This window comes from Lysobacter sp. CCNWLW3, from assembly GCF_036697405.1.
GTDB lineage: Bacteria > Pseudomonadota > Gammaproteobacteria > Xanthomonadales > Xanthomonadaceae > Lysobacter.
In genome coordinates this window covers 1-26883 of record NZ_JBAHWA010000019.1, presented here as the reverse complement: position 1 = coordinate 26883, position 26883 = coordinate 1, and the positions used below count along the sequence as shown (strand labels likewise).

General features: G+C 69.7%; 31 protein-coding genes. 8 read left to right on the top strand and 23 right to left on the bottom strand.

What is annotated here, in order from left to right:
* Nucleotides 1-75 precede the first annotated feature (75 nt).
* Nucleotides 76-1443, top strand: coding sequence for a M1 family metallopeptidase (locus V1318_RS19185; protein ID WP_332941366.1), 1368 nt, complete (start codon nt 76-78; stop codon nt 1441-1443).
* On the opposite strand, the gene V1318_RS19180 is transcribed toward V1318_RS19185, so the two are convergent.
* From V1318_RS19180 to V1318_RS19130, 11 genes are all read right to left on the bottom strand, one after another.
* Complete coding sequence (locus tag V1318_RS19180; RefSeq protein ID WP_332941365.1) at nt 1419-2711, bottom strand: amino acid permease; 1293 nt, start codon at nt 2709-2711, stop codon at nt 1419-1421. The two genes, V1318_RS19185 and V1318_RS19180, sit on opposite strands and share 25 nt — an antisense overlap.
* Nucleotides 2708-3808, bottom strand: coding sequence for an aromatic ring-hydroxylating dioxygenase subunit alpha (locus V1318_RS19175; protein ID WP_332941364.1), 1101 nt, complete (start codon nt 3806-3808; stop codon nt 2708-2710). Before V1318_RS19175 ends, V1318_RS19180 begins: the two co-directional genes overlap by 4 nt.
* Before the next feature lie 121 nt (nt 3809-3929).
* A complete protein-coding gene (locus V1318_RS19170; protein WP_332941363.1) occupies nt 3930-4154 on the bottom strand; it encodes a hypothetical protein in 225 nt (74 codons plus the stop codon).
* A gap of 1 nt (nt 4155) precedes the next feature.
* A complete protein-coding gene (locus V1318_RS19165) occupies nt 4156-4785 on the bottom strand; it encodes a TlpA disulfide reductase family protein (RefSeq protein WP_332941362.1) in 630 nt (209 codons plus the stop codon).
* Nucleotides 4786-5290: 505 nt separating this feature from the next.
* Nucleotides 5291-7282 carry a M2 family metallopeptidase gene (locus tag V1318_RS19160; RefSeq protein ID WP_332941361.1) on the bottom strand — a complete coding sequence of 664 codons (1992 nt, stop codon included), beginning with the start codon at nt 7280-7282 and terminating at the stop codon, nt 5291-5293.
* A 1152-nt stretch (nt 7283-8434) separates the two neighbouring features.
* Complete coding sequence (locus V1318_RS19155; protein ID WP_332941360.1) at nt 8435-8935, bottom strand: hypothetical protein; 501 nt, start codon at nt 8933-8935, stop codon at nt 8435-8437.
* Nucleotides 8936-8939: 4 nt separating this feature from the next.
* A complete protein-coding gene (locus V1318_RS19150) occupies nt 8940-9713 on the bottom strand; it encodes a hypothetical protein (RefSeq protein WP_332941359.1) in 774 nt (257 codons plus the stop codon).
* Nucleotides 9710-9970: a cell division topological specificity factor MinE gene (minE, locus tag V1318_RS19145; protein ID WP_332941358.1), complete on the bottom strand. Its 261-nt coding sequence runs from the start codon at nt 9968-9970 to the stop codon at nt 9710-9712. Before minE ends, V1318_RS19150 begins: the two co-directional genes overlap by 4 nt.
* A 2-nt stretch (nt 9971-9972) precedes the next feature.
* On the bottom strand, nt 9973-10782 hold the full coding sequence (gene minD / locus V1318_RS19140) for a septum site-determining protein MinD (protein ID WP_332941357.1): 810 nt from the start codon (nt 10780-10782) through the stop codon (nt 9973-9975).
* Between the two features lie 25 nt (nt 10783-10807).
* Nucleotides 10808-11587 carry a septum site-determining protein MinC gene (gene minC / locus V1318_RS19135; protein WP_332941356.1) on the bottom strand — a complete coding sequence of 260 codons (780 nt, stop codon included), beginning with the start codon at nt 11585-11587 and terminating at the stop codon, nt 10808-10810.
* Complete coding sequence (locus V1318_RS19130) at nt 11584-12195, bottom strand: GNAT family N-acetyltransferase (RefSeq protein ID WP_332941355.1); 612 nt, start codon at nt 12193-12195, stop codon at nt 11584-11586. The genes minC and V1318_RS19130 overlap by 4 nt, the downstream gene beginning before the upstream one ends.
* A gap of 195 nt (nt 12196-12390) precedes the next feature.
* On the opposite strand from V1318_RS19130, the gene V1318_RS19125 reads away from it, so the two are divergent.
* The 5 genes from V1318_RS19125 to V1318_RS19105 all read left to right on the top strand — a co-directional run bounded on the left by V1318_RS19125 (nt 12391) and on the right by V1318_RS19105 (nt 17142).
* The gene (locus V1318_RS19125) at nt 12391-13596 is read left to right on the top strand and encodes a sensor histidine kinase (protein ID WP_332941354.1); all 1206 of its coding nucleotides are present in this window, start codon (nt 12391-12393) and stop codon (nt 13594-13596) included.
* Complete coding sequence (locus V1318_RS19120) at nt 13593-14270, top strand: response regulator transcription factor (protein WP_332941353.1); 678 nt, start codon at nt 13593-13595, stop codon at nt 14268-14270. Before V1318_RS19125 ends, V1318_RS19120 begins: the two co-directional genes overlap by 4 nt.
* Nucleotides 14271-14697: 427 nt before the next feature.
* Nucleotides 14698-15774 carry an SRPBCC family protein gene (locus V1318_RS19115; RefSeq protein WP_332941352.1) on the top strand — a complete coding sequence of 359 codons (1077 nt, stop codon included), beginning with the start codon at nt 14698-14700 and terminating at the stop codon, nt 15772-15774.
* A gap of 321 nt (nt 15775-16095) precedes the next feature.
* A complete protein-coding gene (locus V1318_RS19110; protein WP_332941351.1) occupies nt 16096-16464 on the top strand; it encodes a DUF423 domain-containing protein in 369 nt (122 codons plus the stop codon).
* Between the two features lie 3 nt (nt 16465-16467).
* Complete coding sequence (locus V1318_RS19105) at nt 16468-17142, top strand: DNA-3-methyladenine glycosylase (protein WP_332941350.1); 675 nt, start codon at nt 16468-16470, stop codon at nt 17140-17142.
* 146 nt (nt 17143-17288) lie between these two features.
* Here V1318_RS19105 and V1318_RS19100 read toward each other — a convergent pair whose 3' ends face one another.
* From V1318_RS19100 to V1318_RS19045, 12 genes are all read right to left on the bottom strand, one after another.
* A complete protein-coding gene (locus V1318_RS19100) occupies nt 17289-17981 on the bottom strand; it encodes a class I SAM-dependent methyltransferase (protein WP_332941349.1) in 693 nt (230 codons plus the stop codon).
* Nucleotides 17978-19075 carry an acyltransferase gene (locus tag V1318_RS19095; RefSeq protein ID WP_332941348.1) on the bottom strand — a complete coding sequence of 366 codons (1098 nt, stop codon included), beginning with the start codon at nt 19073-19075 and terminating at the stop codon, nt 17978-17980. The genes V1318_RS19100 and V1318_RS19095 overlap by 4 nt, the downstream gene beginning before the upstream one ends.
* Nucleotides 19076-19168: 93 nt before the next feature.
* Nucleotides 19169-19654 (bottom strand): metal-dependent hydrolase, encoded by a 486-nt coding sequence (locus tag V1318_RS19090; RefSeq protein ID WP_332941347.1) that lies wholly within the window; start codon nt 19652-19654, stop codon nt 19169-19171.
* 5 nt (nt 19655-19659) lie between these two features.
* Entirely contained in the window at nt 19660-20103 is a 444-nt protein-coding gene (locus V1318_RS19085) for a GNAT family N-acetyltransferase (protein ID WP_332941346.1), read from the bottom strand.
* Nucleotides 20100-20405 (bottom strand): NIPSNAP family protein, encoded by a 306-nt coding sequence (locus tag V1318_RS19080; RefSeq protein WP_332941345.1) that lies wholly within the window; start codon nt 20403-20405, stop codon nt 20100-20102. Before V1318_RS19080 ends, V1318_RS19085 begins: the two co-directional genes overlap by 4 nt.
* Nucleotides 20406-20441: 36 nt before the next feature.
* Nucleotides 20442-21242: a M15 family metallopeptidase gene (locus V1318_RS19075; protein WP_332941344.1), complete on the bottom strand. Its 801-nt coding sequence runs from the start codon at nt 21240-21242 to the stop codon at nt 20442-20444.
* Between the two features lie 9 nt (nt 21243-21251).
* The gene (locus tag V1318_RS19070) at nt 21252-21797 is read right to left on the bottom strand and encodes a hypothetical protein (protein WP_332941343.1); all 546 of its coding nucleotides are present in this window, start codon (nt 21795-21797) and stop codon (nt 21252-21254) included.
* 1 nt (nt 21798) lies between these two features.
* Nucleotides 21799-21945 carry a hypothetical protein gene (locus tag V1318_RS19065; RefSeq protein ID WP_332941342.1) on the bottom strand — a complete coding sequence of 49 codons (147 nt, stop codon included), beginning with the start codon at nt 21943-21945 and terminating at the stop codon, nt 21799-21801.
* Between the two features lie 76 nt (nt 21946-22021).
* Complete coding sequence (locus tag V1318_RS19060) at nt 22022-22204, bottom strand: hypothetical protein (protein ID WP_332941341.1); 183 nt, start codon at nt 22202-22204, stop codon at nt 22022-22024.
* Nucleotides 22201-22389: an Arc family DNA binding domain-containing protein gene (locus V1318_RS19055; protein WP_332941340.1), complete on the bottom strand. Its 189-nt coding sequence runs from the start codon at nt 22387-22389 to the stop codon at nt 22201-22203. Before V1318_RS19055 ends, V1318_RS19060 begins: the two co-directional genes overlap by 4 nt.
* A gap of 72 nt (nt 22390-22461) precedes the next feature.
* Nucleotides 22462-23328, bottom strand: a complete 867-nt coding sequence (locus tag V1318_RS19050; RefSeq protein WP_332941339.1) for an SPFH domain-containing protein — start codon at nt 23326-23328, stop codon at nt 22462-22464.
* 300 nt (nt 23329-23628) lie between these two features.
* Nucleotides 23629-24546: a hypothetical protein gene (locus V1318_RS19045; RefSeq protein WP_332941338.1), complete on the bottom strand. Its 918-nt coding sequence runs from the start codon at nt 24544-24546 to the stop codon at nt 23629-23631.
* A gap of 105 nt (nt 24547-24651) precedes the next feature.
* Here V1318_RS19045 and purT point away from each other — a divergent pair, with 105 nt between their 5' ends.
* Both purT and V1318_RS19035 read left to right on the top strand, forming a co-directional pair.
* Nucleotides 24652-25851: a formate-dependent phosphoribosylglycinamide formyltransferase gene (purT, locus tag V1318_RS19040; protein WP_332941337.1), complete on the top strand. Its 1200-nt coding sequence runs from the start codon at nt 24652-24654 to the stop codon at nt 25849-25851.
* A 48-nt stretch (nt 25852-25899) separates the two neighbouring features.
* A complete protein-coding gene (locus tag V1318_RS19035) occupies nt 25900-26292 on the top strand; it encodes a hypothetical protein (RefSeq protein ID WP_332941336.1) in 393 nt (130 codons plus the stop codon).
* Nucleotides 26293-26883 lie beyond the last annotated feature (591 nt).

Sequence of the window (26883 nt, the reverse complement as noted above, 5' to 3'; positions counted from 1 at the left end):
GTACGGACGCGTTCAAACGCGCGCGCGCCGGTGACGCTAGACTTCGCCCCGGTCAAGGCGGCATCACGGAACGGCATGGCAGTGGGCAGGGATAGGAACGCGGTCGCGACGCGCGCGCGCCGGGGCTGGATCTGGCGGATGGGCCTGGCGCTGGCCTGCGCCGGGGCGTCGGCGACGCCCGCGCTGGCGCGCGACATCGACATCCGCCACTACGTCGCCCGCATCGAACCCGATCCCAAGGCCCGCAGCCTCAAGGGCGAGGTGGCGATCCGCTTCGTCGCCACCGTCGACGCCACCGATCTGATCGTGCTGGACCGCGACGGCCTGGAGATCGACCGCGTGCGCGACGGCGAGCGTTCGCTGTCCTTCGACCAGACCGGGCGCGTGCTCAAGGTGCGCCTGTCGCGGCCGGCGCTGCGCGGCCAGTTGCGCGAGATCACGGTCAGCTACCACGGCACGCCGCGCTTCGGCCTGCAGTTCCATCCCGAGCGCCGCCAGCTCTACACCCTGTTCTCCACCGCGCAGTGGCTGGTCGGCATCGACGCGCCCGACGAGCGCGCCAGCCTGGATCTGAGCGTGGTCCTGCCGACCGGCCTGAAGGCGGTCGGCAACGGCTATCTGGTCGGCCGCCGCAGCCTGGGCAACGGCAGCGAACTGCACCGCTGGCGCCAGACCGTGCCGATGCCGGCCTACACCTACGGTTTCGCCGCCGGTCCCTTCGAGGAAGCCAGCGACCGCGGCAGCCGGGTGCGCCTGCGCTATCTCGGCGCGGGCTACAGCCAGAGCGAACTGCGCCGCATCTTCGCCGACAGCGGCGACATGCTGCGCTATTTCGAACGCCGCGCCGGCGTGCCCTATCCGGGAGGCGTCTACACCCAGGCCCTGGTCGCGCGCACCATCGGCCAGGAACACGCGGGCTTTTCGCTGTTGTCGGAGGAGTACGGCCGCAGCGTGCTCGCAGACCGCCGCGACGAATCGCTGATCGCCCACGAGGCCGCGCACCAGTGGTGGGGCAACCTAGTCACCTGCCGCGACTGGACCCACTTCTGGCTCAACGAAGCCTTCGCCAACTTCCTCGCCGCCAGCTACATGGAGCAGCGCTTCGGCCGCGAGGAATACCTCAAGCAGGTCGACGGCTGGCGCCGCCGCTACGAGAAGCTCAAGGAAGCCGGCAAGGACAAACCGCTGGTATTCCCGGACTGGGACAAGCCCAGCGGCGACGATCGCGCGGTGGTCTATCAAAAGGGCGCCTACGTGCTGCACCTGCTGCGCGAGGAGCTCGGCGAGGCCGCGTTCTGGAACGGCCTGCGCGAGTACACCCGCGCCCATCGCGGCACCGCCGTGGTCAGCCAGGATTTCGAGCGTTCGATGGAACAGGCCAGCGGCCGCGACCTGTCGGCGTTCTTCGCGACCTGGGTTTATCCGCCCGCGCCGGCGCGCTGAGCGCGCCAGCGCAGCAGGTAGTGCAGCGGCAGCCCGGCGCCGACCAGGGCCGCGCCCCATAGCAGGGCCTGCGCACCGGTGCCGACCAGCGCGTACAGGCTGAACAGCAAGGCCGCGGCCGCGATCGCCCGACTGCCGCGGCCCTGGCCGCGCAAGGCCCAGGCCGCGCTGCCGGCCACGTAGGGCAGCAAGGTGGCCGCGGTCGACAGCAGGATCGAGAAGGTGAACAGCTGCACCAGCGAGCGGCTGTAGTTCGACAGCACCAGGGCCGAGGCCAGGGCGCTGCCGATCAGCACGCCCGCCACCGGCGTGCCGCGCGCGTCCACGCGCGCGAACACCTGCGGGAACAGGCCGTCGCGCGCCGCCGCCAGCGGCAGTTGCGCCGACAGCAGCACCCAGCCGTTGAGCGCGCCGAAGCAGGACACCGCGGCCACCAGCGCCAGGGCGATGCCCGCCTGCGGCCCCCACAGGGCGCGCGCGGCGTCGGCCATCGGCGCCTGCGAGCTGTGCAGCACCGAAGCCGGCAGCACGCCCAGCACCGCGGTGCAGGCCAGGATGGTGGCCGCGCCCGCGATCAGGGTGCCGAACACGGTCGCGCGCGGCACCGTGCGTTCGGCCTCGCGCACCGCCCCGGCCGGCACGGTCGCCGCCTCCAGGCCGAGGAAAGCCCACAGGGTCAGCGCGGCGGTCGCGTGCGCGACCTGCGGCAGCGACTCTCCGCTGGGGTTGAAGGCCGCGCCGGCGTGGCGGTCGGCGAACCACAGCGCGACCCCGCCGAACAACAACAGCGGCAGCAGTTTCAGGGCCGTGGTCAGCAGCTGCACTCGTCCGGCCTCGCGGATGCCGGCCAGGTTGACCGCGCTGCACAGCCATAGGGCCGCCAAGGCGCAGGCGGCGGCGCGCGCCGGGGTCGCGGTCGCGGCCGGGAACACCGCGCCCAGACTGCCGGCGAAGGCGACCGCGATGGCGGCGTTGGCGCACCAGATCGAGATCCAGTAGCTCCACGCGATCACGAAGCCCGGCGTGTCGCCGAAGGCCTGGCGCGCGTACACGTAGGGCCCGCCGCTGTGCGGCCAGCGCGCCGCCAGACGGGCGAAGGTCAGCGCCAGCAGCAGCGCGCCGCACAGGGTGATCGCCCAACCGATCAGGGTCGCCGCGCCGTAGGGCGCCAGCGCGGACGGCAGCAGGAACACGCCGCTGCCGATCATGCTGCCGACGACCAGCGCGGTGGCCGACCACAGTCCCAGCGGCCGGCCGATGGCGCTCATGCGCCGTCCGGCGCCGGCGCGTCGCGGTAGCTGGCGCGCAACAGTTCCTGGAAATGGTGGACCGCGTTCTCGCGCAGCGGATTCAGGCGGCCGGCGACGTAGGAGCCCGAGGCCAGCCCGCGCTGCACGTCCTCGCAGATGGTCAGGTCCTCCAGCTGCACTTCGTCGCTGAAGGCCAGGTCGGCGTCGCGGCGCGCCCGCGCCTCGCCGGAGTCGTCGCGGCGGTAGTAGAAATCGAACACCACCCGGCAGCGGTCGACGCCGACCGGCACCACGCGATTGGTCTGCAGGCGGCCGGGCAGGATGTTGAGCATGGTGTTCGGCCACAGCCAGTAGTACAGCGCGTCGCCGTCGCCGTAGAGGCCGTCGCCGCTTTCCAGCGGACTCCACTGGTAGGAGTACCAGCGCGCGGTTTCGGTCACGTAGCTGCGGTAGTCGAGCAGGCGGTTGAGGCCGGGGTGGATGTGCGGGACGTGGTAGCCCTCCAGGTAGTTGTCGACGTAGACCTTCCAGTTGCAGCCCACGTCGTAGCTCACGCGGTGGTGATGGCCGTAGTCGGCCAGGCCGCGTTCGGCGCCGATGCGTCCGTCGATGTCCTGCACCAGTTCGTCGAAGCCCATTGCCGGCTCGCCTGCGCAGGCGAACACCATGCCCTGCCAGACCCGCGCCTGCAGTTGCGGCAGGCGCACGTCGCTCACCGCGAAGTCCGGCGTCTGGCCCATTTCCGGGGCCGAGCGCAGCACCCCGTCCAGGCCGTAGGTCCAGCCGTGGTAGCGGCAGCGCAAGGAGCGCGCGGCCAGGCCGTCGCAGCTCGCGATCGGGCCGGCGCGATGGCGGCAGACGTTGTGCAGCACGCGGATTCGGCCGTCGTCGCCGCGCACCGCGATCACCGGCAATCCGGCCAGGTCGGCGACGACGTGGTCGCCGGCCTGCTGCAGCTGGCACAGGTGCGCGACCAACTGCCAGCCCGGGTCGAAGATCAGGCGCCGGTCCAGCGCCGCCATCGCCGGATCGGTGTAGTAGCGCGCGGGCAGGGCGGTGGCGTGTTGCAACGGCTGCGGCGCCAGTTCGGCGGCGGGGTCGGGGCGCGGGCTCATGGCCGCAGTATTGCGCCGCGCACGCGCCGTCCGCAAAGGGGCGGCGCTGACGCGACCGGCCGGCGGATCGCTCCGCCGGCCGGTCGTGGACTGCGATGCTGCTTTGGGTCTGGAGCGGGGCTTAGCCGCAGCAATAGCACTGCAGGGGCTGGCCCGGGCCGCCGGGGCCGAGGTCGCCGCCGAAGCCCTCGCATTCCTGGCGACAGGCCCAGGCGCTGCAGGCTTCGTTTTCGGCTTGAACGCCGCTGCCGTCGCCGGCGACGACCTGGAATGCGCCGAAGCTCATCGCGGTGGAGAACAGCAAGGCAGCCAGGGCGATGCGCACACTGCGTGTCCGATGCTTCATCTCAACTCTCCTTGGTGGTGGGGCCCGCCGCCGACGCCTCCGTGCGCCGCACCGCGGTCAGTACGCCGTTGACGCCTTCCTTGGTATTGATCACGCCCACGCGCGCATAGCGCACCCGGCCGTCGCGGCCGATCACCAGCAGCAGGGGCACGTTGCGCGCGCGGAACAGCATCGCGCTGCGTCGGTCCTGGGTGGCGATCACCGGAAAGGGAAATCCATGCTCGCGCGCATACGCGCCCGCGGCGGCGGGCGGGTCCAGGGCGACGCCGATCATCTCGGCGCGTCCGCCCGAGGCGGCGTCGAGCTGGCCGGCGATGGCCTTCACCAGCGGCGCCGAGGCGCGGCAGTGCGGGCAGCCGGTGGTGAAGAAATACAGCACCTGGTAGTCGCCGGCGGGCTCGCCGAGCTTGCGGCCGGCGCCGTCCAGCGAGGCCATCGCGATGCGCGGCACGTACATGCCGATATAGGGCTGGGTCGCGCGTTGCGACAACCAGCGCTGGTTCTCGCGCGCCTGGTGCAATTGCCAGCCCAGCGCGACCACCAGCACGCTGGCCAAGGCGAGCGCGGCCAACAGCAAGGGCAGGGTCCAGCGCGAGACCACCCGGCTGTCCGTAGGCGTGGGGTTCGACATGTCGGCGACCGTAGCAGCGCGTGCTCGCGCATAACTTGACGATGCTCACATCGAAGCGATGCCAGGCACGATGCACGCTCGCACTGCGCGATGCACCGCACTCTCTCGCAGCCGCCTGCTTCCCCCTTTGAAGAAGGGGGCTAGGGGGATTTGCTTTGCTCTCGCACGAGCAACAGCAAATCCCCCAGCGCCGCGAGCAAAGAATCGAGACCGATTTGTACGGGGCGTTCGTCCCCTTTTTCGACGGGGGCGATGAATGGTGCTTCCCCCCTTTGGAAAAGGGGGGCTAGGGGGGATTTGCTTTGCTCTCGCACGAGCAACAGCAAATCCCCCGGCGCCGCGAGCAAAGAATCGACACCGATTCGTACAGGGCGCTCGACCCCTTTTTCGAAGGGGGCGATGAATGGCGCTTCCCTCTTGGAAGGGGCATCGTTCGTCGCGGTCCATCCGAAAAAAACGAAGGCCGGCGAACGCCGGCCTTCGTCGGGAACGTGGTGCGCGGCGCTCAGCCCTTGCCCGCCGCGGGCTTGGCCGCGGCGGCGACCTTGCCGTCGGGCTGCCAGCCGCAGGTCTTGCCTTCGTTCTGCTGCTTCAGCCAGGTCTGCAGCGGCGCGAAGTATTCCAGCACCGCCGAGGCGTCCATCTTCTCGCCGCCGGTGAGTTCCTTCAGGGTCTTCTGCCAGGGCTGGCTCTGGCCCTTGCTCAGCATGGCCTGGAACTTGGCGCCGGCTTCCTTGTTGCCGTAGAAGCTGCACTCGTACAGCGGGCCCTTGTAGCCGGAGGCGTCGCACAACGCCTTGTAGAACTGGAACTGCAGCACGTGCGAGAGGAAGTAGCGCGTGTACGGGGTGTTGCCCGGCACGTGGTACTTGGCGCCGGCGTCGAAGAACTCCTCGCCGCGCGCGCTCGCCGGGGCCACGCCCTGGTACTTGGCCTTCAGGTCCCACCAGGCCTTGTTGTAGTCGCCCGGCTTGATCGAACCGTCGAACACGCCCCAGCGCCAGCGGTCGATCATCAGGCCGAACGGCAGGAACGAGACCTTGGCCAGGGCCATGCGCATCTGCGCGTTGATCAGCGCCTCGTTGCTCTGCTGCTGATCGCCGACCAGGCCGATCGACTGCAGGTACTTGGGCGTCATCGCCAGCACGATGGTGTCGCCGATGGCCTCGTGGAAGCCGTCGTGCGCGCCGCCCTGGAACAGCGGCGGCTGCTTGTTGTAGGCCATGTAGTAATAGACGTGGCCGAGCTCGTGGTAGATGGTGGTGAAGTCTTCCTCGGTGTGCTTGATGCACATCTTGGTGCGCACGTCGCCGGCCATGTTCATGTCCCAGGCGCTGGCGTGGCAGGCCACGTCGCGGTCGCGCGGCTTGATGAACTGGGTCCTGCTCCAATAGGTCTCGGGCAGCTTGGGCATGCCCAGCGAGACGTAGAAGTCCTGCGCGCGCTCGGTCATCTGGCGCGCGGTCGCCAGTTCGGCGTCGACCTGCAGCTGCGCCTGCTGCTCGGGCTCGCGCGAGTCCGGGTTCTTGGCCATCTGGGCGTCGAGCTGCTGCTGGTACTGCGCGGCCAGGGCGCCGTTGACGTCCAGGCTGCCGGCGTTCTTGTACGGCGCCAGCACGTCCCAGAGGTTGCCCCAGTCCTGCTGCCACATGTTGCCCATCAGGTGGGCGGGCAGCATGTTGCCGGCGACGTGGCCCTTGTCGGCGCCGTAGGTGGCCTCCAGCTTGGTGCGGGTGTAGCAATGCAGCTGCTCGTACAGCGGCTTGACCTGGCCCCACAGGCGGTCGGTCTCGGCGGCGATCTCGGCCGGGCTCATGTCGTAGCCCGAGCGCCACATCTCGCCGGTGTCGGCGTAGCCCATGTCGCGCGCGCCTTCGTTGACCAGTTCGACGAAGCGGGTGTAGTCCTTGCGCATCGGCTGGGCGATGGTGTGCCAGCCCTGCCAGGCGTCGAGCTGGGCCTCGTAGTCGCGGCTGTTGCGCAGCACGTCCTCGAGGTCGCCGAGCTGGCGGCAGGTCTTGGCGTCGCCTTCGCCGGTGCAGTACTTGCCGGCGCCGTACATGCCGTCCATCTTGGTCGCGATCTTGGTCAGCTCGGCGAGCTTGGCCGGGTCCTTCGGAGCGGGCATCGCGGTCAGCAGCTTGAGCAGCTGGATCGAACGCGCGGTGTCGGGCGACATCGGCTGGCCTTCGAAACGCTTGGACTGCTCGATCCAGCTGTTGAGCTGGGTCAGCCAGCGCTCGTTGCTCTTGGCCGCGATCATCGCGCTGTCGTCGTTGATGAAGGTGTTCGACAGCCACTGCGCCGAACTCATCTCCGGGTACATCGCCTTGTATTCGGCGTTGACGCGGGCGATGAACTGATCGGCGGTCTCGCCCTGGGGCGCGGTGGTCGGCGCGATGCCGGTGGTCGGCGGGGTCGGTTCTTTCTTGCAACCGGCCAGACCGATCACGGCGGCGGTGATGCTGAGCGCGAGCAGGGCGCGTAAGGGCTTCATAGGGGCGTTCTCTCCGGGATTGCACCGCGCCGGGCGCGGGGTGCCCCGAGGCTAGAGGCCCGTCGGATGCGGCGCAAGGCCGAAAAGACCAAGCCGTGCGTGCCTTCACGGGTAGCCATGGGCGCCGTCGCGGCAGGCTTGTCCGGGTTTGTCGGGCCGCTGTGCGCGAACGGTGTCGTGAGCTTGGCCTCTTCTGTCGCCGGTCCGGTGCCTGCGGCCGCCCGCGCCCGCGCATCCCCTGCCTGGGGCGGCTGGGCGTCCAACGTATTCGGCGACGCATAGCGGCAACAGTCGTGCCAATGACATTTATCTAACGTTCATTTTTATGTGAAGAATGAGTGAAGATCAACTTGGTTATGTCATTAATGTCCCGCCTTCGTGGCCTCTAAAGACGCTAACTCCGGACAAAGCCTCGATTCCACCCTGCCGCGGTCCGGCACTTGTTGCGCCTGGGGACATGGACTAAAACCGACGGCAGTCATAAAAAAATCATTTGATTTGTGACCAAGAAGCGGGAAAGGTGACGCTCCAGGGCAGCGCTGCAAGGCCCTGGGGATGGTTGCCCGGTACGCCACGGAAGGTCTGAACTCGCGCAGGCGCGCCCAGCGCGCCGCGCAGGACCGACCAATCGAGACGCCGGGGAGGGCGTCGGGAGTGCCGGGCGGCGGTGTCGCCCGATCGTGAAAGGGGTTTCAGGGAGCGGTAGCAAATGCTCGACGGCGCAGGCCTGGATGGCCGCGCCGAGCCATGGATGCTCGTCCGGTATCGCTCTGCGGAGCGCTCGGACGCGAGGTAGGAGATGGACCGGTCGTCGGCGGCTAGGGAGGCCGTCGGGACGTCAGCGGCGATGGCGGTGGGTGGGGAGTTACAGACTCGGCGGCAGCCTCCGGAGGACGGCGGCCGCGGCGAAGGATCGCACGGGCTGCGCAGGCTTCAGGCCGCGCACGCGGCGGGTACCCATTGGATCGACCGTGCCAGGGACGGTATTCGGATGCGGGGCTGTAGCGAGCCCCAATGCGTGCGCCCGCGGGGCGTGCGCGACGGCCGCGGTGGCCGTCGCCGGGCAGCGCCTGTGGGCGCGCTGCGCGGCGGCGCCGCGGCAATCGTGGGGCAAGCGTCCTGGATCAGCCGTCTTGGATCATGCGTCCTGGATCATGCGATAGCGGTCGACGCCGCCGCCGGCAGCAGCAGGGCGCGCCGGGTCGCATCGGCCAGGCCGCGTTCGTGCAGCCATTGCCAGGCGGTGTCGGCGTCGTGCTCGACATAGGCGCGCGCCGAGCCCAATCGGAAGGTGTAACCCCATTCGTCCATGTCGGCGAGCACGCGTTCGCGGCCGACGCCGGGCAGGGCGTCGCCGAGCAGGCTCTGCAGCACGCACACCGCGTCTTCTTCCTCGACCGAATCGGTGGCGTCGGTGTGCACCTGGGCGCGGCGTTGCGGCGGCAGCACGATCAGGTGTGCGGCTTCGTGCAGCAAGGAATGCACCGGCGTGTCGCCGCGCGCGTACACCCGGCTGCCGATCAGGCCGGCCTCGCATTCGCCCCAGTAGCTTCCCGGTATGGCCTCGCCGTCGGCCACGCGCACCAGGCTCAGGCCGTAGCGCGCGAGCAGGGCGGCGGCTTGTTCGGCGTCGATGTCGGCCAGGGTCAGCATGCGCTCAACCGCAGCCGTCGACGTTCTTCAAGGCCGGCGTTTCGTCCATCCACAGCCAGCCCAGGCGGCCGTCGGGCAGGCGCACCTGCGCCCACCATTGCGATTCGGGCTCGGTATTCCAGACCAGGCCGGCCTCCGGGTTGCGGTCGAAACCGTCGCGATGCTCGAGCACCCATTCGCGCTCGTCGATCAGGCGCAGGTCGACCACGCCGTCGTGCCAGATCCGCCACAGGCCTTCGCCCACGCCGTCGAGCACGATCACCTTGTCGCCTTCGGCGACTCGGCGAACCGAATCGTCGCCGCTGGCGCCGCTGCCGATCTGGAGCGGCTTGAGCGCTTCGGCCTCGCCGAAACGGGTCAATTGCAGGAAGCCGCCGCGCGCCCGCAGCCGGGTGCCGGCCGGCACCGTGGTCAGCACCTGGGCGCTGTCCAGTTCGCGCGAGTACACGCGGGTCTGGGCGGTGGCGATCCAGGCGTCGTACTTGCAGCACTCGAACGGGCAGGCGCCTTCGATCCGCATCGGCACGCGCGGGCGCTCCGGCATCGGGCCGACTTCGGTTTCGGCATAGCGCGGCGCCGGATCACCGGGCTCAGGCGCGAGCTCGGGCTCGGCGACGGGTTCCGGGGCCGCCGGCGATGGCGATGGCGAGGCCGTCGCGGGGGCTGCCGACGGCGATGCGCCGGCGGCGCCGGCGGGCTCGGGACGCGCGCAGGCGGAAGCCAGCGCGGCGCCCAGCGCCGCCGCCGACAGCCAGCGGATCGCGTCGCGCGCGCTCACGCCGGGCTGGGGCGGTCCGGCAGGGCCACGGAGATGTCGAGCACGTCGTGCTCGCCTTCCTTGACCAGGTCGACCTTGACCGACTCGACGTCGACGTTGACGTACTTGCGGATCACTTCGAGCAGCTCGCGCTGCAGCATCGGCAGGTATTCCGGGCCGCCACGGCCGGCGCGCTCGTGCGCGACGATGATGCGCAGGCGATCCTTGGCGACCGAGGCGGTCTGCTTCTTGGCCAGCAGGAAGTCGAACAGTCCCATGCTCAACCTCCGAAGATCTTGCTGAAGAAGCCTTTCTTTTCCACTTGCACGAAGCGCATCGCACGGGTGTCGCCGAGCAGGCGCGCGACCGCGTCGTCGTAGGCCTGGGCGGCGTCGGACTCGGTTTCCAGGATCACCGGTTCGCCCTTGTTGGAGGCGTTGAGCACGTCGCCGGATTCGGGGATCACGCCGATGGTCTTGAGGCCGAGGATTTCCTCGACATCGCCGACGCTGAGCATCTCGCCGGTTTCCACGCGCTTGGGGCTGTAGCGGGTCAGCAGCAGGTGTTCCTTGACGCGCTCGCCGTTCTCGGCGCGGCGGGTCTTGGACGCCAGCAGGCCCAGGATGCGGTCGGAGTCGCGCACCGAGGACACTTCCGGATTCACCACCACCACCGCCTGGTCGGCGAAGTACATGGCCAGGAACGCGCCCTTTTCGATGCCGGCCGGCGAGTCGCAGACGATGTAATCGAAGCCCTCGGCGATCAGGTCGTCGAGCACCTTCTGCACGCCTTCCTTGGTCAGCGCGTCCTTGTCGCGGGTCTGCGAGGCGGCCAGCACGAACAGGTTGTCGAAACGCTTGTCCTTGATCAGCGACTGCTTGAGCGTCGCCTCGCCGTTGACGACGTTGACGAAGTCGTACACCACGCGGCGTTCGCAGCCCATGATCAGGTCCAGGTTGCGCAGACCGACGTCGAAGTCGATGACGGCGACCTTGTGGCCGCGGCGGGCGAGGCCGCAAGCGACGCTGGCGCTGGTCGTGGTCTTGCCGACGCCGCCCTTGCCCGAGGTGACTACGATGATTTCGGCCAAGTTGTATTCCTCCTAAAGTGCGGCCTCAATCAAGGGCCGCGATCATGATCTGTTCGTCTTCGAGCCAGACCTGCACGGCCTTGCCGCGCAGGGTCTTGGGGATGTCTTCCAGCACTTTGTAGTGGCCGGCGATCGCCACGAGCTCGGCATGGAACTCGCGGCAGAAAATGCGCGCTTGCGGATTGCCCTGGGCGCCGGCGAGGGCGCGCCCGCGCAGCGGACCGTAGATGTGGACCGAGCCGTCGGCGATGACCTCGGCGCCGGCGCCGACCGCGGTAAGCACGGTCAGGTCGCGGTTTTCGGCGTAGATCTGCTGGCCCGAGCGCACCGGCGCGGACTGGATCAGGCCGGGCGCGCCCGCGGGGGCGGCGGGCTTGGCCGGCGCTGCGGCGGCCGGGGCTTCGCGGCGCGCCGGCGCAGGCGCGGCGGCCGGCGCGGGCGCAGGCGCGGCTTCCTCGTCGCCGCGCTCGTACTGGGCGCGGAACTTGGCCAGCAGCGGCAGGCCCAGGGCCTCGGACAGGCGCTCGGTCTCGCTGGTGCCGTAGGCCAGGGCGACCGGCAGCACGCCGGCGGCGCGCAGGCCGTCCAGCAGCGCCTGCGCGGTGGCGGCGTCCGGGGTATGGCTGAGGCCGCCGAAGTCGATCACCACCGCGGCGCGCCCGAACAGCTTGGGCGCGCGCTGCACGCGGCCGCGCATTTCCTCGATCAGGCGCGCGACGTCGAGGGTGCGCACGCGCAGGTTGGCGATGCCGACCTGGCCGATCTTGAGTTCGCCCGCCTGTTCGTAATCCACCGCCACGCTCATGGACAGGTGCCCGTCGGGCGCTGCGCCAGGGAGTCGTGGGCGATGGCGATGCGCGGACGGGTCAGCCAGGGCTGATCGGGCAATTGGTCGCCGTAGGTGTCGCGCACCCAGGCATAGCTGCACAAAGGCTTCATCAGCATCGCCGCGCGCACGTCGGCCTCGGCCATCACGTGCTGGCCGACCTCGCGGAAGCCGAAGCTGCCGTGGAACAGCAGGGCCGGGTCGTTGCCGCCTTCCAGGAACACCTCGCAGGCCAGCTGCGGATAGCGCAGCTCGGCATAGCTCTGGGCGTCGGCATAGAACGCGCGCCCGACGCCGCCGCCGCGACGGCGGCTGGCGACCACGATGCGATCGATGTAGAAAAAGTCAGGGTAGCGCTCGCGGAACCAGCGGAAATTGCTGCTGTCGTGCTCGCAATGGCTGCCCATGCCGATCAGGAAGCCGGCCATGGTCCCGTCGCGTTCGGCGACCCGGAAGTACTCGGCGCGGTCGAAGAAGTGGCGCAGTCTCGCCGCATCCAACGGCAGGATCGCGGGTCCGGCAGCGTTGTTCAGTGCAAGGACGGAATCCAGCTCGTGCTCACGCACGTCGCGGACGACGATCGACATTCCGGGCTCCAGTATTCGCAAGCCGGCCACGAAATAGGTGGCCGGCGGGCCGATTATCGCATGGCCGACCCCTCCGGGCGACCGCCGCGAACGCGGGGCCGGCGGAATGCCGAATCGGGCCGCTGGGCGGCGCCCGCACGCGTTCCATTACTTTCGGACGGCTCCGGGCCGGGCCGCAGCCGTTAGCATGCGTTCATGCTGGCTCGCCTCACCCACACCCGATTGCTGCGCTATGCGGGCCTGTTCACTTGGGGCCTGCTGGGCTGCTGGCTGCTCTCGATCTGGCTGGACCCGGGCTATTTCCAGCTCGAGCCGGGCCAGTCGCTGGTGCCGGTCTACCTGCAGGTGCTGCGCTGGGTCGCGGTCTACCTGACCTTCGGCGTCGTCTACTGGTGGATCACCCGCTCCCTGGGCGAGCGCCAGACCGGCATCGTCGACCACCTGCTGCTGCTGGTGCTGACCGGCTGCGCGATCGGGGTCAGCTACTACTCCAATACCGGCCTGGGCAGCGTGCTGTTCATGGTCATCGCCGGCCTGCTGCCGTGGATGCTGCCGCTGCGGGTGGGCATCGTCTGGCTGCTGGTGGGCAACCTGGCGATCACCCCGGTGTTCGTGCAGGCCCTGGACATCCCGCCGCTGGTCGCGGTGCTGCAGTCGCTGCTGTACATGGGCTTCTCCAGCTTCGTGTTCGTGACCGCCCTGGTCGCGTTGCAGCAGACCCAGGCGCGCGAGGAGCAGCGCCGCCTCAACGCCGAGCTGCGCGCCACCCGCGCCCTGCTGGCCGAAAGCGCGCGCATCAACGAGCGCACCCGCATCTCGCGCGAGCTGCACGACCTGCTGGGCCATCACCTGACCGCGCTGAGCCTGAACCTGGAAGTCGCCGGCCACCTCTCCGACGGCCGCGCCAAGGAACACGTGCAGCAGGCGCATACTCTGGCCAGGTTGCTGTTGACCGACGTGCGCGAGGCGGTCAGCCAGCTGCGCGAGAACGGCGCCATCGACCTGGCCGTGGCCCTGCGCCCGCTGGCCGAAAACGTGCCCGCGCTCGATATCCGCATGGACATCGAGAGCCCGCTGACCCTGGACGATCCCGAGCGCGCCCACGTGCTGATGCGCTGCACCCAGGAAATCATCACCAACGCCGTGCGCCACGCCGGCGCGCGCCATCTCGACATCCAGGTGCGTCGTCTCAAGGACTGCATCGTGATGGACGCGCGCGACGACGGCCACGGCGCCGACAATCCCGTCTCCGGCAACGGCCTGCGCGGCATGCGCGAGCGCCTGGTCCAGCACGGCGGCGATCTGCGTATCGAAACCCGGCCTGAGGCGGGCTTCTGCCTGCACCTCACGTTGCCGGCCTCGGCGGCCGCGGCCGCCGCTTGTGAAGGAGTCACCGCATGACCCCCAGCTCCGAGAATGCCCGTCCCGTCCGCACCATCCGCGTCATGCTCGTCGACGACCAGACCCTGGTCCGCCAGGGCGTGCGCTCGCTGCTGGCGCTGGCCGAGGGCATCGACGTGGTCGCCGAGGCCGGCGACGGCCGCCAGGCGGTCGAGATGGTCCCGCAGGTGCGCCCGGACGTGGTCCTGATGGACATGCGCATGCCGGTGATGTCCGGCCTGGAGGCGCTGCAGGCCCTGGCCCGGGCCGGCAACCTGCCGCCGACCATCATCCTGACCACCTTCGACGACGACCAGCTGGTGCTGGCCGGACTGAAGGCCGGCGCCAAGGGCTATCTGCTCAAGGACGTGTCCCTGGAACAACTGGTCGGCGCGATCCAGGCCGTGGCCGACGGCGGCTCGCTGGTGCAGCCGGCGGTGACCCAGCGCCTGCTCTCGGGCCTGGAGCACATGCGCAACGATTTCGTCAGCCTGGACCGCCCGGACCCGCTGACCGAGCGCGAGACCGAGATCCTGCGCCTGATGGCGGGCGGCTTCTCCAACAAGGAGATCGCCAACTCCCTGGGCGTGGCCGAGGGCACGATCAAGAATCACGTGTCCAACATTCTGTCCAAGCTCGGCGTGCGAGACCGCACCCGGGCCGTACTCAAGGCCTTCGAGCTGCAGCTGGTCTGATCGCAAGGCGTCCGGCCCGGCGCAGCGCGCCGGGCGTTCGCGGCCGTGCGAGCCGGTGGTTCGCAAGCGACGGCCGCTCACCCAAGCTCGGCGTGCGCGACCGCACCCCGGCCGTACTCAAGGCCTTCGAGCTGCAATTGGTCTGAGCCCCGCGATGTCCGGCCCGGCGCGGGCGGCGCATCGGCTGTCCGTTGCGCGCCTGTTCCGCCCCCGATCGATGCGGCTCGCGGCGCGTTCGCCGCGTGCGCCGCCGCCGTGCCTAGCCCTGGCTTGCGATTTCGCCCCGGGGCGGCCCATGGCGGCGGCCCGGCCGGGCTTGCCCGCATCGGCCGGTTGCGACGGATGACTGCCCCGACCGCAGCTTCCTTGATACGATTGTGGGTCTGCGCCCCGGCCCGATCCGGGTCCCGGCCTTGGAGAAACCTGAATGACCCGTCTGATCGAGTTTTTGATTTCCCTGGCGATCGTCGCCGTGCTGTTCCTGGTCGTCGGCGTCGTGCTGCCGTCCAGCCGCCACCTGTCGCACTCGGTTGAGACCAACCGCAAGATGACGATCGTGTTCGACACCTTGAACAGCCTGCGCCGGTTCAAGGATTGGAACCCGCTGGTCATGAAAGACCCGAACATGCAGCTCAAGCTGGCCGGCCCGGATGCCGGCGTCGGCGCGCGCCTCGAGTACTCCTCCAAGGAAAAGAACCTGGGCAACGGCAGCTGGGAAATCACCGCCTCCGAGCCGGGCAAGCGCGTCGCCTACAAGATCGACGACATCCTGCGCGGCAGCAACAAGCGCACCGAATTCACCCTGCGCCCCACCGGCCGCAACAACCGCAACGTCGAGATCACCCAGACCTACGACGTCGAGTACGGTTGGAACATGCTCGGCCGCTATTCGGGTCTGTACGTCAGCAGCAGCGTCGGCGAAGACATCAAGCTCGGCCTCTCGCGCCTGAGCAACATGCTGGCCGCGGTGCCCAACCTCGACTACGCCGACCTGAGCAAGGACAACCCGGCCAACAAGCCGAAGTTCGTCCAGCGCGAGTCCGAGAACCTGCTGATCGTCACCGCCGCCGTGGACCGCGACAACGCCAAGGTCCAGGCGCAGATGAACAGCAACATCGAGTGGATCAAGAAGGTGATGGCCGCCAACGGCCTGGAAGCCGCCGGCCCGGTGCGCATCATCACCAACGAATTCGGCACCGAGACCTACTCCTTCGACGTCGCTCAGCCGGTGCGCAAGATCGGCGCGACCGGTCCGGCCACCGAGCTGAAGGTGAACCTGGAAGGCCCGGTCAAGTCGGTGTTCCTGGGCCCGGCCAAGGTCGCCACCGTCCCGTTCAAGGGCCACATGGCCAACCTGGCCAAGGTCCGCGACGCGCTGCGCGCCTGGGCCATGACCCAGGGCGACGAGACCATCGACCGTCCCTACGAAACCTGGAAGGCCGGCGTCGAGAAGAGCTTCACCGAGGAAGGCGACTACGACGTGTATTGGACCGTCAAGGAATAAGCCTTCCGGTCATGAGCTGCACCGAACGCGCCGCGGATTCCGCGGCGCGTTTTTTTGTGGGGTCGTTCGGCGGATGGATCGGCTCCAGCACCGGAGCGGCGATCGCGGCTCACGCCGCTCCCACAGAAAGCTGAAGCCGCGTCGCCGCTTTCTGTGGGAGCGGCGTAAGCCGCGATTCGTGACCAGACCGAATTTGACCGACGACGTTTCCATCCGACCGTGCCGAGGTCCCAAAACATCGCCACGCCGAACCGCAAGACCCAGCGCTTGCGACGTCTATCCCGCCTGCTATCGTGCCGACACGCACGAGCGGACCCCAGCATGACGTCGCCCACCTCTTCGCTTCCCACCACGCGTGCGCTAGCCGTCGCCGGCGCGCTGCTCGCCGCGCTGGCGGTGGCCTTGTCGGCCTATGCCGCGCACGTCGCCGATCCGGCCGCGCAGTCGCGCCTGCAGATGGCGGCGCTGTTCGCCTTCGGCCACGGCATCGCCCTGGCCGCGCTGGCGCCGGCCGCCGCGCGCCGCCTGGCGCGGATCGCGCTGGCCGCGCTGCTGGTCGGCGTGCTGCTGTTCGCCGGTGGCCTGGCCTCGGCGTATTTCCTCGGCACCAGCACGCGTCTGCTGCCGTTCGGCGGCAGCCTGATGATCCTGGCCTGGCTGCTGTACGCGGCCGACGCGGCGAGGCGCTGAGCGATGCCGCGGCATAGCCGGGGCTTCGACACCGAGGCCGCCTACGCGCACCTGGCCAAGCGCGATCGCAAGCTCGCGGCCTGGATGAAGAAGGTCGGCGCGATCGCGCCGGATCCGCGCTGGCGCAAACGTTTCGATCCGGTCGACGCGCTGGCGCGCGCGATCCTGTATCAGCAGCTCAGCGGCAAGGCCGCGGCGACCATCGTGGCGCGAGTGGAGGCGGCGATCGCCAGCGACCGCTTCCACTGCGACACCCTGGCGCGCTGCGACGATGCGACCCTTCGCGCCTGCGGGGTGTCGGGCAACAAGCTGCTGGCGCTGCGCGACCTGGCGATGCGCGAATCGCGCGGCGAGATTCCCGACCTGCGCCGCATGAGCCTGATGGACAACGACGCCATCGTCCAGGCGCTGGTGCCGATCCGCGGCATCGGGCGCTGGACGGTGGAGATGATGCTGATGTTCCGGCTCGGCCGCCCCGACGTGCTGCCGGTGGACGACCTGGGCATCCGCAAGGGCGCGCAGGCGGTGGACAAGCTGGCGGCGATGCCGACGCCGAAGGAACTGCTCGACATCGGCGAACGCTGGGGCCCGTACCGCACCTACGCCAGCCTGTATCTGTGGCGCATCGCCGACCTGGCCACGCCGAGCAAGGCCGAGACCAAGTGCTCGCAGGATTGATGCCGCCTCGCGCAAGGCGACCCCCGGCGACCCGTAGGATGCGGTGAGCGCAGCGAACCGCATCGCGACGCGCGACGAAACCCTCGCTGTTTCCGCGTGTCGCGACGATGCGGTTCGCTGCGCTCACCGCATCTTACGATTGCGGATCAGGCCGGGGCCGCGCGCTTGAGCCGAGCGATCAGGATCAAGGACGCCGGCTGCCCGCTGCCCGGATGGATCGGCTCTTCGAGTTCGACCACGCGCAAACCGCAGCGTTCGAACACGGCGAACCAGCCACCCAGGGTGCGGAAGTACCACGGCGCCGGATCGGCGAAGTCGCCCTCGCAACCGGCCCAGGAGCCCGCGCGCCAGCCGTCGGCGTAAGGCAGCCCGGTGCCCGCGCTCAGCGGATGCAGGGTCTGCACGATCGCATGGCCGTCCTCGTGCAGCAGGCCGGGCAGGGCGCCCAGCAGGGCTTCGACCTCGTGTTCGCCGATCAGCGAGAAATTGCACACCGCCAGGTCGTAGCGCCCGTCCAGCGCGCCTTGCGCGATCTGCGCATAGGACAGGCTCAGGTAGCGCTCGCCGGTGCCGGCCGCGCGCGCGGCTTCGATCAGTTCGGCGACCGCGTCGGTGCCGGTGACTTCGACGCCGTGCGCGCTCAGGGCGCGCGCCAGCCAGCCTTCGCCGCAGCCCAGGTCCAGCACCTGGCGCGGCGCCTGCCGCAGCACCGCGTCCACGATCGCGCGGTCGGTCGCCAGGCGCCGGCTCTCGATGCCGCCGGCGCGCACGGCCTGCGTCCAGGGCGCGGCGTTGCGGCGCCAGGCCGCGAGCACCGCGTCGTCGTCGGACGCGTTCATTCGCTTTGCGCCGTCGCCGGCACGGCCGCGGCGTCGCCCGCCACCGCCAACGCTGGCGCGTGCGGATCGCTGCGGCTGCCGAAACGCGATTTCAGGCGCAGCGCAGGCCGTTCGACCAGATGCCAGGACAGCGCCGCCAGCGTGCCCGCGATCAGGGTCGCCCACAGGGTGTTCATCAGCGGCCCGGTGCTGGGCGCGAGGTACTGCACCAACTGTTGCGCGGGCCAACCGTAGAGGTACAGGCCGTAGGACAGGTCGGTGCGGCGGATCTGCGGCAGCTTGGGCACGAAGGCCAGGAACAGCGTGGTATAGCTCAGGGCGACGAAGTAGCCCAGGTAGTAGTAGCTGCTGCCGCGCAACAGCGCCGCCAGCACCAGCACCGCACCCAGCAGCCACCAACGCAGCGGCACCCGATCGCGGTTGACCCAGGCCAGGCTGCCGGTGAGGAAATAGGCGGTGCAGTACAGCCAGTTGATCTTCTCCGGCGACAGGGTCTGGCCGCCGTATTTGACGAAGCCGAAGATCAGCAGGCCCAGGCACAGCAGGTTGAAGCGCAGCCGCGGCAGCAGGCGCAGCTGCCCGATCAGGGCCAGCCACAGGTACAGGCGCACTTCGATCGGCAGCGACCACAGCGAGCCGTTGATCGCGTGGCTGGGCAGGGTTTCGAACACGCCGGGCAGGAAGTACTGGGTGTCGCGGCTGAGCAGGGCGTTGGCGCCCAGGTATTTCCAGGTGATCGGCGAACGCCAGTAGTCGGCCGCGGTGGTCAGCAGCGGGCCCAGCACCAGCACCGACAAGGCCACGCAGACGAACAGCGCCGGGAAGATGCGCAGCGCGCGCGCCGCCAGATAGCCGGGCAGACGGTTGCGTTCCAGGCTGGCCGCGATCAGGAAGCCGCTGATCACGAAGAACATGTCCACCGCGATGCCGCCGGCGAACTTGATCCGCACCGCTTGCAGCAGCAGGTCCTGGCCTCCGCTGGCGGTGACCGCGTAGCTGTGGCCGTAGATCACCAGCCAGGCCGCGAACAGGCGGATCAGGTTGAAATTGTTGCGGGGCTGGGCGTGGCCTTCGGCCAGGGTGCGCGGCGTCATGGGTCGTGAGCGGTGGGATTCGGTGGCCGGACACAGCGGGTCCGACGCATTGTGCCCGAAGCCGGGCCGGCCGACGCTGCGGGCGCGGCCCGCCTATTCCAGGCGGTTCCAGGCCGCGCGCAGGATCATCCAGCCGGCGCCGAACAGGCCCAGGCCCACGCAGAGCAGATGCAGTTGATCCACCGAGATCCAGCGCAGCAGCGGATTGGCCAGCGACAGCGGCCAGGCCGGCTGCATGTCGTAATGCATGATCGCGTCCAGCAGCACGTGCGAGTAGGTGCCGAGCAGGCCGCCCGCGAACGCGGCGCGCCAGGTGAACGGCGCATGCGGGACGCGCAGCCAGCGCAGGCAGACGGCGCTGATCGGGCGCCCGATCGCGCCCGCGAGCAGGCCGATCAACAGGGCGCCGAGCAGGCTGTGGGTGCGGCCGTGCAGCACCGGCCAACCGCGCAGGATGCCGATCAGCGGTTCGATGTCCATCAGCACCTGGGCGCCGCCGAACACCATGAAGCTGAAATGGCGGCCGCCGATGGCCTTGAGCGCGAGGCCGGGGCCGAGGTGGATGGGCGTGAACGGCATGCGCTTCAGCCCGCGCGGTCCAGCGGCAGCGCCACCATCACCATCGCCGCTTCCTGCCCGCCCAGCGACGCGTACAGGCCGCGTGCGGCGGCGTTGTCGAGTTCGGTGCCCACCCAGGCTTCGACGCAGCCCAGTTCGCGCGCATGCGCGAGCAAGGTCTGGACCAGGCGCCGGCCGATGCCGCGGCGTTGCAGCGCCGCGCTCACGCCGACCTCGTTGACCCACAGCGTCGGCGGCTTGTCCGGGTGCACGTAGTGCAGGGCCGAGGCCATGCCGACGACTTCGCCGGCGCGCAGGGCGACCGCGAGGTGATGGCGCGAATCGGCGAAGAACTCGCCGGCCCAGCGCGGGTCGATCGGCTGGTCGAACACGTCCGCCGCGACCCGCTCCAGCACCGCGATCTCGCCGCGGCCGAGCAGGCGCACCTCGACCTCGTCGCTGGCGTTCACTCCAGGACCGGGCGGTAGAAGCTGCGTTCGTAGCTGAGGAAGCAGCGCGTGTCTTCGTAGTAGCGCATCGCGGCCTGGCAACCGGGATCGTCGGCGGCACGGCCGCGGTAGCTCTCGTAGGCGGCCAGGCTGGGGAAGGAGAACAGGGCCAGGGCGATGTTGCTGGGGCCTTCGCCGGGCAGGAAATAGCCGTGGTGGGTACCGCCATGGCGTTCGACCAGCGGGATCCACATGCGCGCGTAGGTTTCGAATTCGGCCAGCTTGGCCGGGTCCAGCACGTAGCGCAGATAGCAGGTGATCAAGGCGGAATTCCTTGGGCGGCGGGTGGCGCGGGAGGTTCAGGGCGCAGCGAAACGCCAATGCCAGGGCTCGTAGACGATGCCGTGCGGGTTGTCGCGCGGGTAGCTCATGACGAAGCCGTAGCCGCCGGCCTGCGCGCGCAGCCAGGCGAAGGCGGCGGTGGTCTCGAAGGATTCCTCGGCCGGCGGCTGGTCGGGCGCGCCGATGTCCAGGGCCAGGCCGGAGTGATGTTCGCTGTAACCGGGCGCGGCGTTGACGGTGAGGATCTGTTCGACGCTTTGGCCGCGCGCGAGCTTGCGCTCGAAGATGCCCAGTTGGTAATCGTGGCTGCGATAGCCGGAGATCGCTTCCAGCACCACGCCCTCGCGTAGCGCGGCCGCGTGCAGGTGGGTCCAGGCGCGCGCGGCCAGCGGATGCAGCCACAGCGGGCGGCGGTAGCGGTCGTGGCCGGCGAAGGCGAGCCGGTCGGGCTCGGCCACCAGCGGCAGGCCGCTGCGTTCGCCGTAGCCGTGGTCCAGGCCCAGCGCGTGCAGGCGATCTTCCAGCCGATCCAGCGGCAGTTCGCGCACCCGCTCCAGACCGGCGCGGCGGCTTTGGCTGTAGTGCTCCAGCGCGTCCAGCGCGGCGTCCAGGCCGGGCTCGTGGCCCAGGCGCGGGATCAGCGGCAGCAGGCCCTCGGGCAGGTCGGCGGCCAGGTACTGGCCGTCGCGTTTGCGCCGCAGCACGTGGCGCGCACGCGCCAACGCGCGCGCGTCGTGGCTGCTGCGCGCGCGCAGCAGGCCGCCGGGCCAGAGCTCGATCTCGGGCGTATTGATCAGTGCCGCAACGATGCCGCGCATGCGCGCAGATTAACGGCTGCGGCCGCGCCTTGCCACGTCCTGCAGCGCGTCCAGCAAGGCTTGCGGTTGTTCCAGCGACAGCAGCAGGCTGGGGCCGTCCTCGCGTTCGGGCAGCCACAGCACGCGCCGGCGCTGGGTCAGCAGGTAGAAGGCCTTGTGCCAACGGTCGCGCATGCGGAACCAGCCCGCCTGGTAGCCGGGCAGGGCGGTGCCGAAGGTCTTGATCGAGGGGCGCAGGCCGGTGTGCTCGTCGAGGTCGACGATGCGCGCGCGTTCCAGGTCCAGCGCCGCCACCGCCACGCGCACGGTGTGCGGCCCGGCCTTGACCGTGAGCAGGCCGGATGCCAGTTCCACCGAACGCCGGCGCGCGCCCAGCCAGATCAGGCCGCCGACCACGGCCAGCGCCGGCAGTGCGATCCACAACAGCTGCAGGACCTTGGGGTCCTGCGGCGCGCGCAGCACCGCGAAGGCGATGCCGACCAGGACCAGCATCAGTGAGATCGTGGGCGCCAGCGTGGCGCCCGGACCCGGCGCGGAAACGGCGTAGCTGCGCATTTCAGCGCAGTTGCAGCAGCACGCCGGCGATCAGCGCGGCCGCGGACAGGGCCAGCAGGGCGACCGTGGCCAGCCGGGCCGCGGGCGTGGGGCGGGCATCGCCCTGACGCGGGTACCGGCGTTCGATCAATTTGACGATGTGCAGCATGACTTTGTCTCCCGGTAAGGGGTGCGCGTTCGGCGCGAAGCGATCGAGGCCGCGGCGGCTCGGGCCGCGGACTCGCTCAGGCCGGCTTCTTGAAGAACAGCCGGGTGTTCGAGCTGTTGGAGTCGTGCGCGGCCGACACCAGTTCCCAACCCTGCGCGCCGCGTTTGCTCAATTCCTCTTGCATGCGCTCGGTGGCCGAGGGGCCGAACAGCTTCAGCGAAATTTCGCTGACCAGATGATCCCATTTGGTGTGGTTCATGCGTCGTTTTCATCCGTGTTGGGTGGACAGGTGCGGTCGGGCAGCCGACCGGCCTTGCGCAAGGCGTCGCGCAGGGCGTATTCGATTTGTGCATTGAGCGAACGCAACTCGTCGTCGGCCCAGCGCTGCGCCGCGGCCAGCACCTCGGCATTGATGCGCAGCGGGTAGGCTTTCTTCTCGCTCACCGCGGCAGCGACCGGTTATCGCTGGCGCGCGCGGGCGGGGCGGGCTGGGCGTGGGGCGCCATCACGACCTCCTCAGTACAAGGTGCCGGTGTTGACGACCGGCTGCACACCGCGGTGGTCCGAGCACAGCACGATCAGCAGATTGCTGACCATCTGCGCCTTGCGCTCTTCGTCCAACTGCACGGTGCCGTGCTTCTGCAGTTCGGCCAGCGCCATCTCGACCATGCCGACCGCGCCGGCGACGATGCGCGTGCGCGCGGCGATCACCGCATTGGCCTGCTGGCGCTGCAGCATGGCCTGGGCGATTTCCGGCGCGTAGGCCAGATGGCTGATGCGCGCGTCGATCACCTGCACGCCGGCGTCGGCCAGGCGCTCGGCCAACTCGTCCTTGAGGTGCTGCGAGATCTCGGCGGCGTGGCTGCGCAGGGCGAGCTGGCCTTCCTCGTGCTGGTCGTAGGGATAGCTGGTGGCCATCGCGCGCAGCGCCGATTCGGACTGGATGTGGACGAAGCTTTCGTAGTCGTCGACGTTGTAGACCGCCTCGGCCGAATCGACCACCTGCCAGACGATCACCGCGGCGATCTCGATCGGGCTGCCGTCGAGTTCGTTGACCTTGAGCTTGCCGCTCTCGAAGTTGCGCACGCGCTGGCTGATCTTCTTCTTGGCGTAGAAGGGGTTGTTCCAGCGCAGGCCGTTGTCCTTGACCGTGCCGACGTATTTGCCGAACAGGCTGAGCACCGCGGCCTGGTTGGGCTCGACCTTGTACAGGCCGATCAGGCCGAAGAAGGCCACGATGCCCAAGCCGACCGCGGCGAAGGTCTGCGGCGCGGACTTGCTCTCCACCGCGTCGATGAACAGCCAGAACACCAGGACGCCGGCCAGGAACAGGAACAGCAGGGTCGGGATTCCGGGCAGGGAGTGGGTCGGGTTCTCTTTCATGGCGCGCTCTCGCGTCGTGGCGGTTGATAATTTGATATCAAATTGATATCAAACGACGCAAGCGGTTTCGGACGAGCGGTCGCGGCGCGGGCCGGCCGGCCGCGGGGGAGAGGCGCGGCCGCAAGCCGCGACCGCGGGCCTGCACGATCGTGCCGCCGCCGGGCGGCGGCACGGTCCACGCGTGGCGGGCGATGACGGTCCGGGAGGCGGGCTGGCCCTGTGGGGCGGCGGCGCCGGTTTCTCATTGGCGCGGTCGCGGCTCACGCCGCTCCTATCCCGAGGCGGGGACGGGCGCGGGGCTCAGGGCGTGATGCGGTACAGCGGCGCGGGCACGAATTCGCCGGTCGCGTACAGGCTGCGGCCGTCGGCGGCCCAGCCCAGGGCCTCGGCCTGCGGCAGCCAGGGCAGGGTCACCTGCTTGGGCGGCGCGGCCACCGCCGCGCTCCAGCTCTGCCCCTGGCGGCGCGGGTACAGCAACAGGTAGCGGTAGGTCATCACCGCCAGGGTGCGCCCGTCCGGGGATACGTCGGCGGCGGTGACCTGGCTTTGCAGGCGCGCGCTGCGCGGCTTGCGCTTGAGCGCGTCCTCGCTGGGTTGCGGCACTCCGGCCAGGGCGCCGCTGCGCTGGGCGGTGAGCAGGCCGGTGCCGGCCGGGCGCAGCGGCAGGACGAACAGCTCCGGCGGCTGGCGCTTCTTCGAGATCAGCAGGATGCGGCCGTTGGCGGCGTCCACCGCGACCGCCTCGCAATCGCGCGCGCCGTCGGGCCAGCGGAAGGCGATCGACCAGGCCGGGCGCAGGCGCGCGTTCTCCAGCTTGGCCGGTTCCTCGACCACGTGCAGCTGCAGGCTGCGGCGCAGGCCGCCGTTGTCGCCGGTGTCGGCGATCAGCAGATAGTTGCGGCCGCCCAGGCGGAACGAGGAAATGTCTTCCCAATCGGTCTTGGTCACGCCCTCGATGCGGAAGGTGGCCAGGCGTTCGCCGTCGTCGGCGACCGCGAACAGGCGCTCGGGATTGCCGCCGTCGTCGATCATCCACAGCACGCCGGGGTGGCGGCGCGAGGCGGCCAGGCCGCTGATCTCGTCGAGCTGGCCGTCGACCAGCATGCCGCTGAGCTCGCTGCCGGGCTCGCCGGGCTCGTGGCGCGCGCAGGCGCTCGCCACGGCCAGGGCTGCGGCAAGTACGACGGCGCGCAGCGGTAGCGGCACGGAACGCGGCATGCCCACAGCATCGCATGCGGCCCCCGCGCCGATACAGCTTTGGACCCGGTCGGGCGCGCGGAAAGTTAGACTAGCGTCAGCCTACGGCCCCTCTCAGGAACGCGCATGATCACCCTCGGTACGCCTTTGTCCCCGCACGCTTACCGCGTGCTGCTGCTCGGTTCGGGCGAACTCGGCAAAGAGGTTGCGATCGAACTGCAGCGTTTCGGGGTGGAGGTGATCGCGGCCGACCGTTACGCCGATGCGCCGGCGATGCAGGTCGCGCACCGCAGCCACGTGCTCGACATGCTCGACGGCCAGGCCGTGCGCGCGCTGATCGCGGCCGAGCGCCCGCATCTGATCGTGCCCGAGATCGAGGCCATCCACACCCAGACCCTGGTCGAGCTGGAGCAGGAATTCGCCGAGCGCGGCACCCACACCCGGGTGATCCCGACCGCGCGCGCCGCGCGCCTGACCATGGACCGCGAAGGCATCCGCCGCCTGGCCGCCGAAACCCTGGGCCTGCCGACCTCGCCCTACCGCTTCGTCGACACGCTGGACGATTACCGCGCCGCGGTCGCCGAGATCGGCGTGCCCTGTGTGGTCAAGCCGGTGATGTCGTCCTCGGGCAAGGGCCAGAGCCTGGTGCGCAGCGCCGACGACATCGACAAGGCCTGGGACTACGCCCAGACCGGCGGCCGCGCCGGCGCCGGCCGGGTCATCGTCGAGGGCTTCATCGATTTCGACTACGAGATCACCCTGCTGACCGTGCGCCACGTCGGCGGCACCACTTTCTGCGCGCCGATCGGGCATCTGCAGCGCGACGGCGACTACCGCGAAAGCTGGCAGCCGCAGCCGATGTCGACGCGCGCCCTGGCGCGCGCGCAGGGCATCGCGCGCGGCATCACCGACGACCTGGGCGGCTGGGGCGTGTTCGGCGTCGAACTGTTCGTGAAGGGCGACGAGGTCTGGTTCAGCGAGGTCTCACCGCGACCGCACGACACCGGCCTGGTCACCCTGGTCTCGCAGGACCTGAGCGAATTCGCGCTGCATGCGCGCGCGATCCTGGGCCTGCCGATCCCGCTGATCCGCGAACACGGCCCGTCGGCGTCCTGCGCGGTGCTGGCGCAGGGCCACGGCGTGCCGGTATTCAACGGCGTCGACGCCGCGCTGAACCAGGCCGACACCCAGTTGCGCCTGTTCGGCAAGCCGCGCGTGGAAGGCCAGCGCCGGGTCGCGGTGACCCTGGCCGTGGCCGAGGACATCGACGGCGCGCGCGAACACGCGCGGCGCGCGGCCTCGGCGCTGGACATCGAGTTGCGCTGAGCGCGTCCATCCTTCATTCGAACCACGATCCTGACAGGGGGATTCGCGATGGAAGAATCACGAGGCTATGCCGTATTCCTTTTCCCGCAGGCGCTGGAGGCGCTGGGCGAGGCGATCAAACCCTATCTGCTCGACGGCCCGGCCGGGCCGCACGTGCTGTGCCGCGAGATCGACACCGCGGGCGCGCTGATCGAAATGACCCTGGAGATGCAGACCAGCGAGGGCCGGCCGGTATCGCTGGAGTTGATGGTGCCGACCAGCATGGTGCGCATGATCGTGTCGGCGCGCAGCGACGGCGCCTTCGGTTTCGGTCCGCGTCCGCTGCACACGCCGGCCGCGCAGGCGGTGGTGGTGCCGACGGTATCCGCGCCCGCGGCTGCGCCGGCGGAGCCGGCCGAAGCGGCGCCGGCGGCCGCGAAAGCGACTCCGCCCGAGGGCTGAGCCGGCGATCCGCCGGCACCCACCTGCAGGAGCGGCGCAAGCCGCGACCGCGAACTCGGGCTGCGTCGTTGGTTTCGGGTGAGCCGGCTTTCTGTGGGAGCGGCGTGAGCCGCGATCGCGAACTTCGGTCACTGCGGTGGCCGGGCGCGCTGGGAGATTCGCTGCTGCTCTTTCTTTGCGCGTTTGGCGCGAAGGTCAACGGCTTCCGCCCGCTGCGCGTGCGGGTCAATTCTCTCGCCAAGCTCCCTGTAGGAGCGGCGTAAGCCGCGACCGCGAATTCCAGCCACGTCGCTGGTTCCGAACGGGCTGGCTTTCTGTGGGAGCGGCGTCCCACGGGGATTTCCTTCGGTCATAAGCCGCGATCGCGAACTCCGGCTACGGCGTTGGCCGGGCGCGTCGGGAGATTCGCCGTTGCTTTTGCTCTGCATGGTTGGCACGAAGGTCAACGCCTTCCGCCCGCTGCGCGTGCGGGTCAATTCTCTCGCCCAGGCTCCCTGTAGGAGCGGCGTAAGCAGCGACCGCGAATTCCAGCCACGTCGCTGGTTCCGAACGGGCTGGCTTTCTGTGGGAGCGGCGTGAGCCGCGATCGCG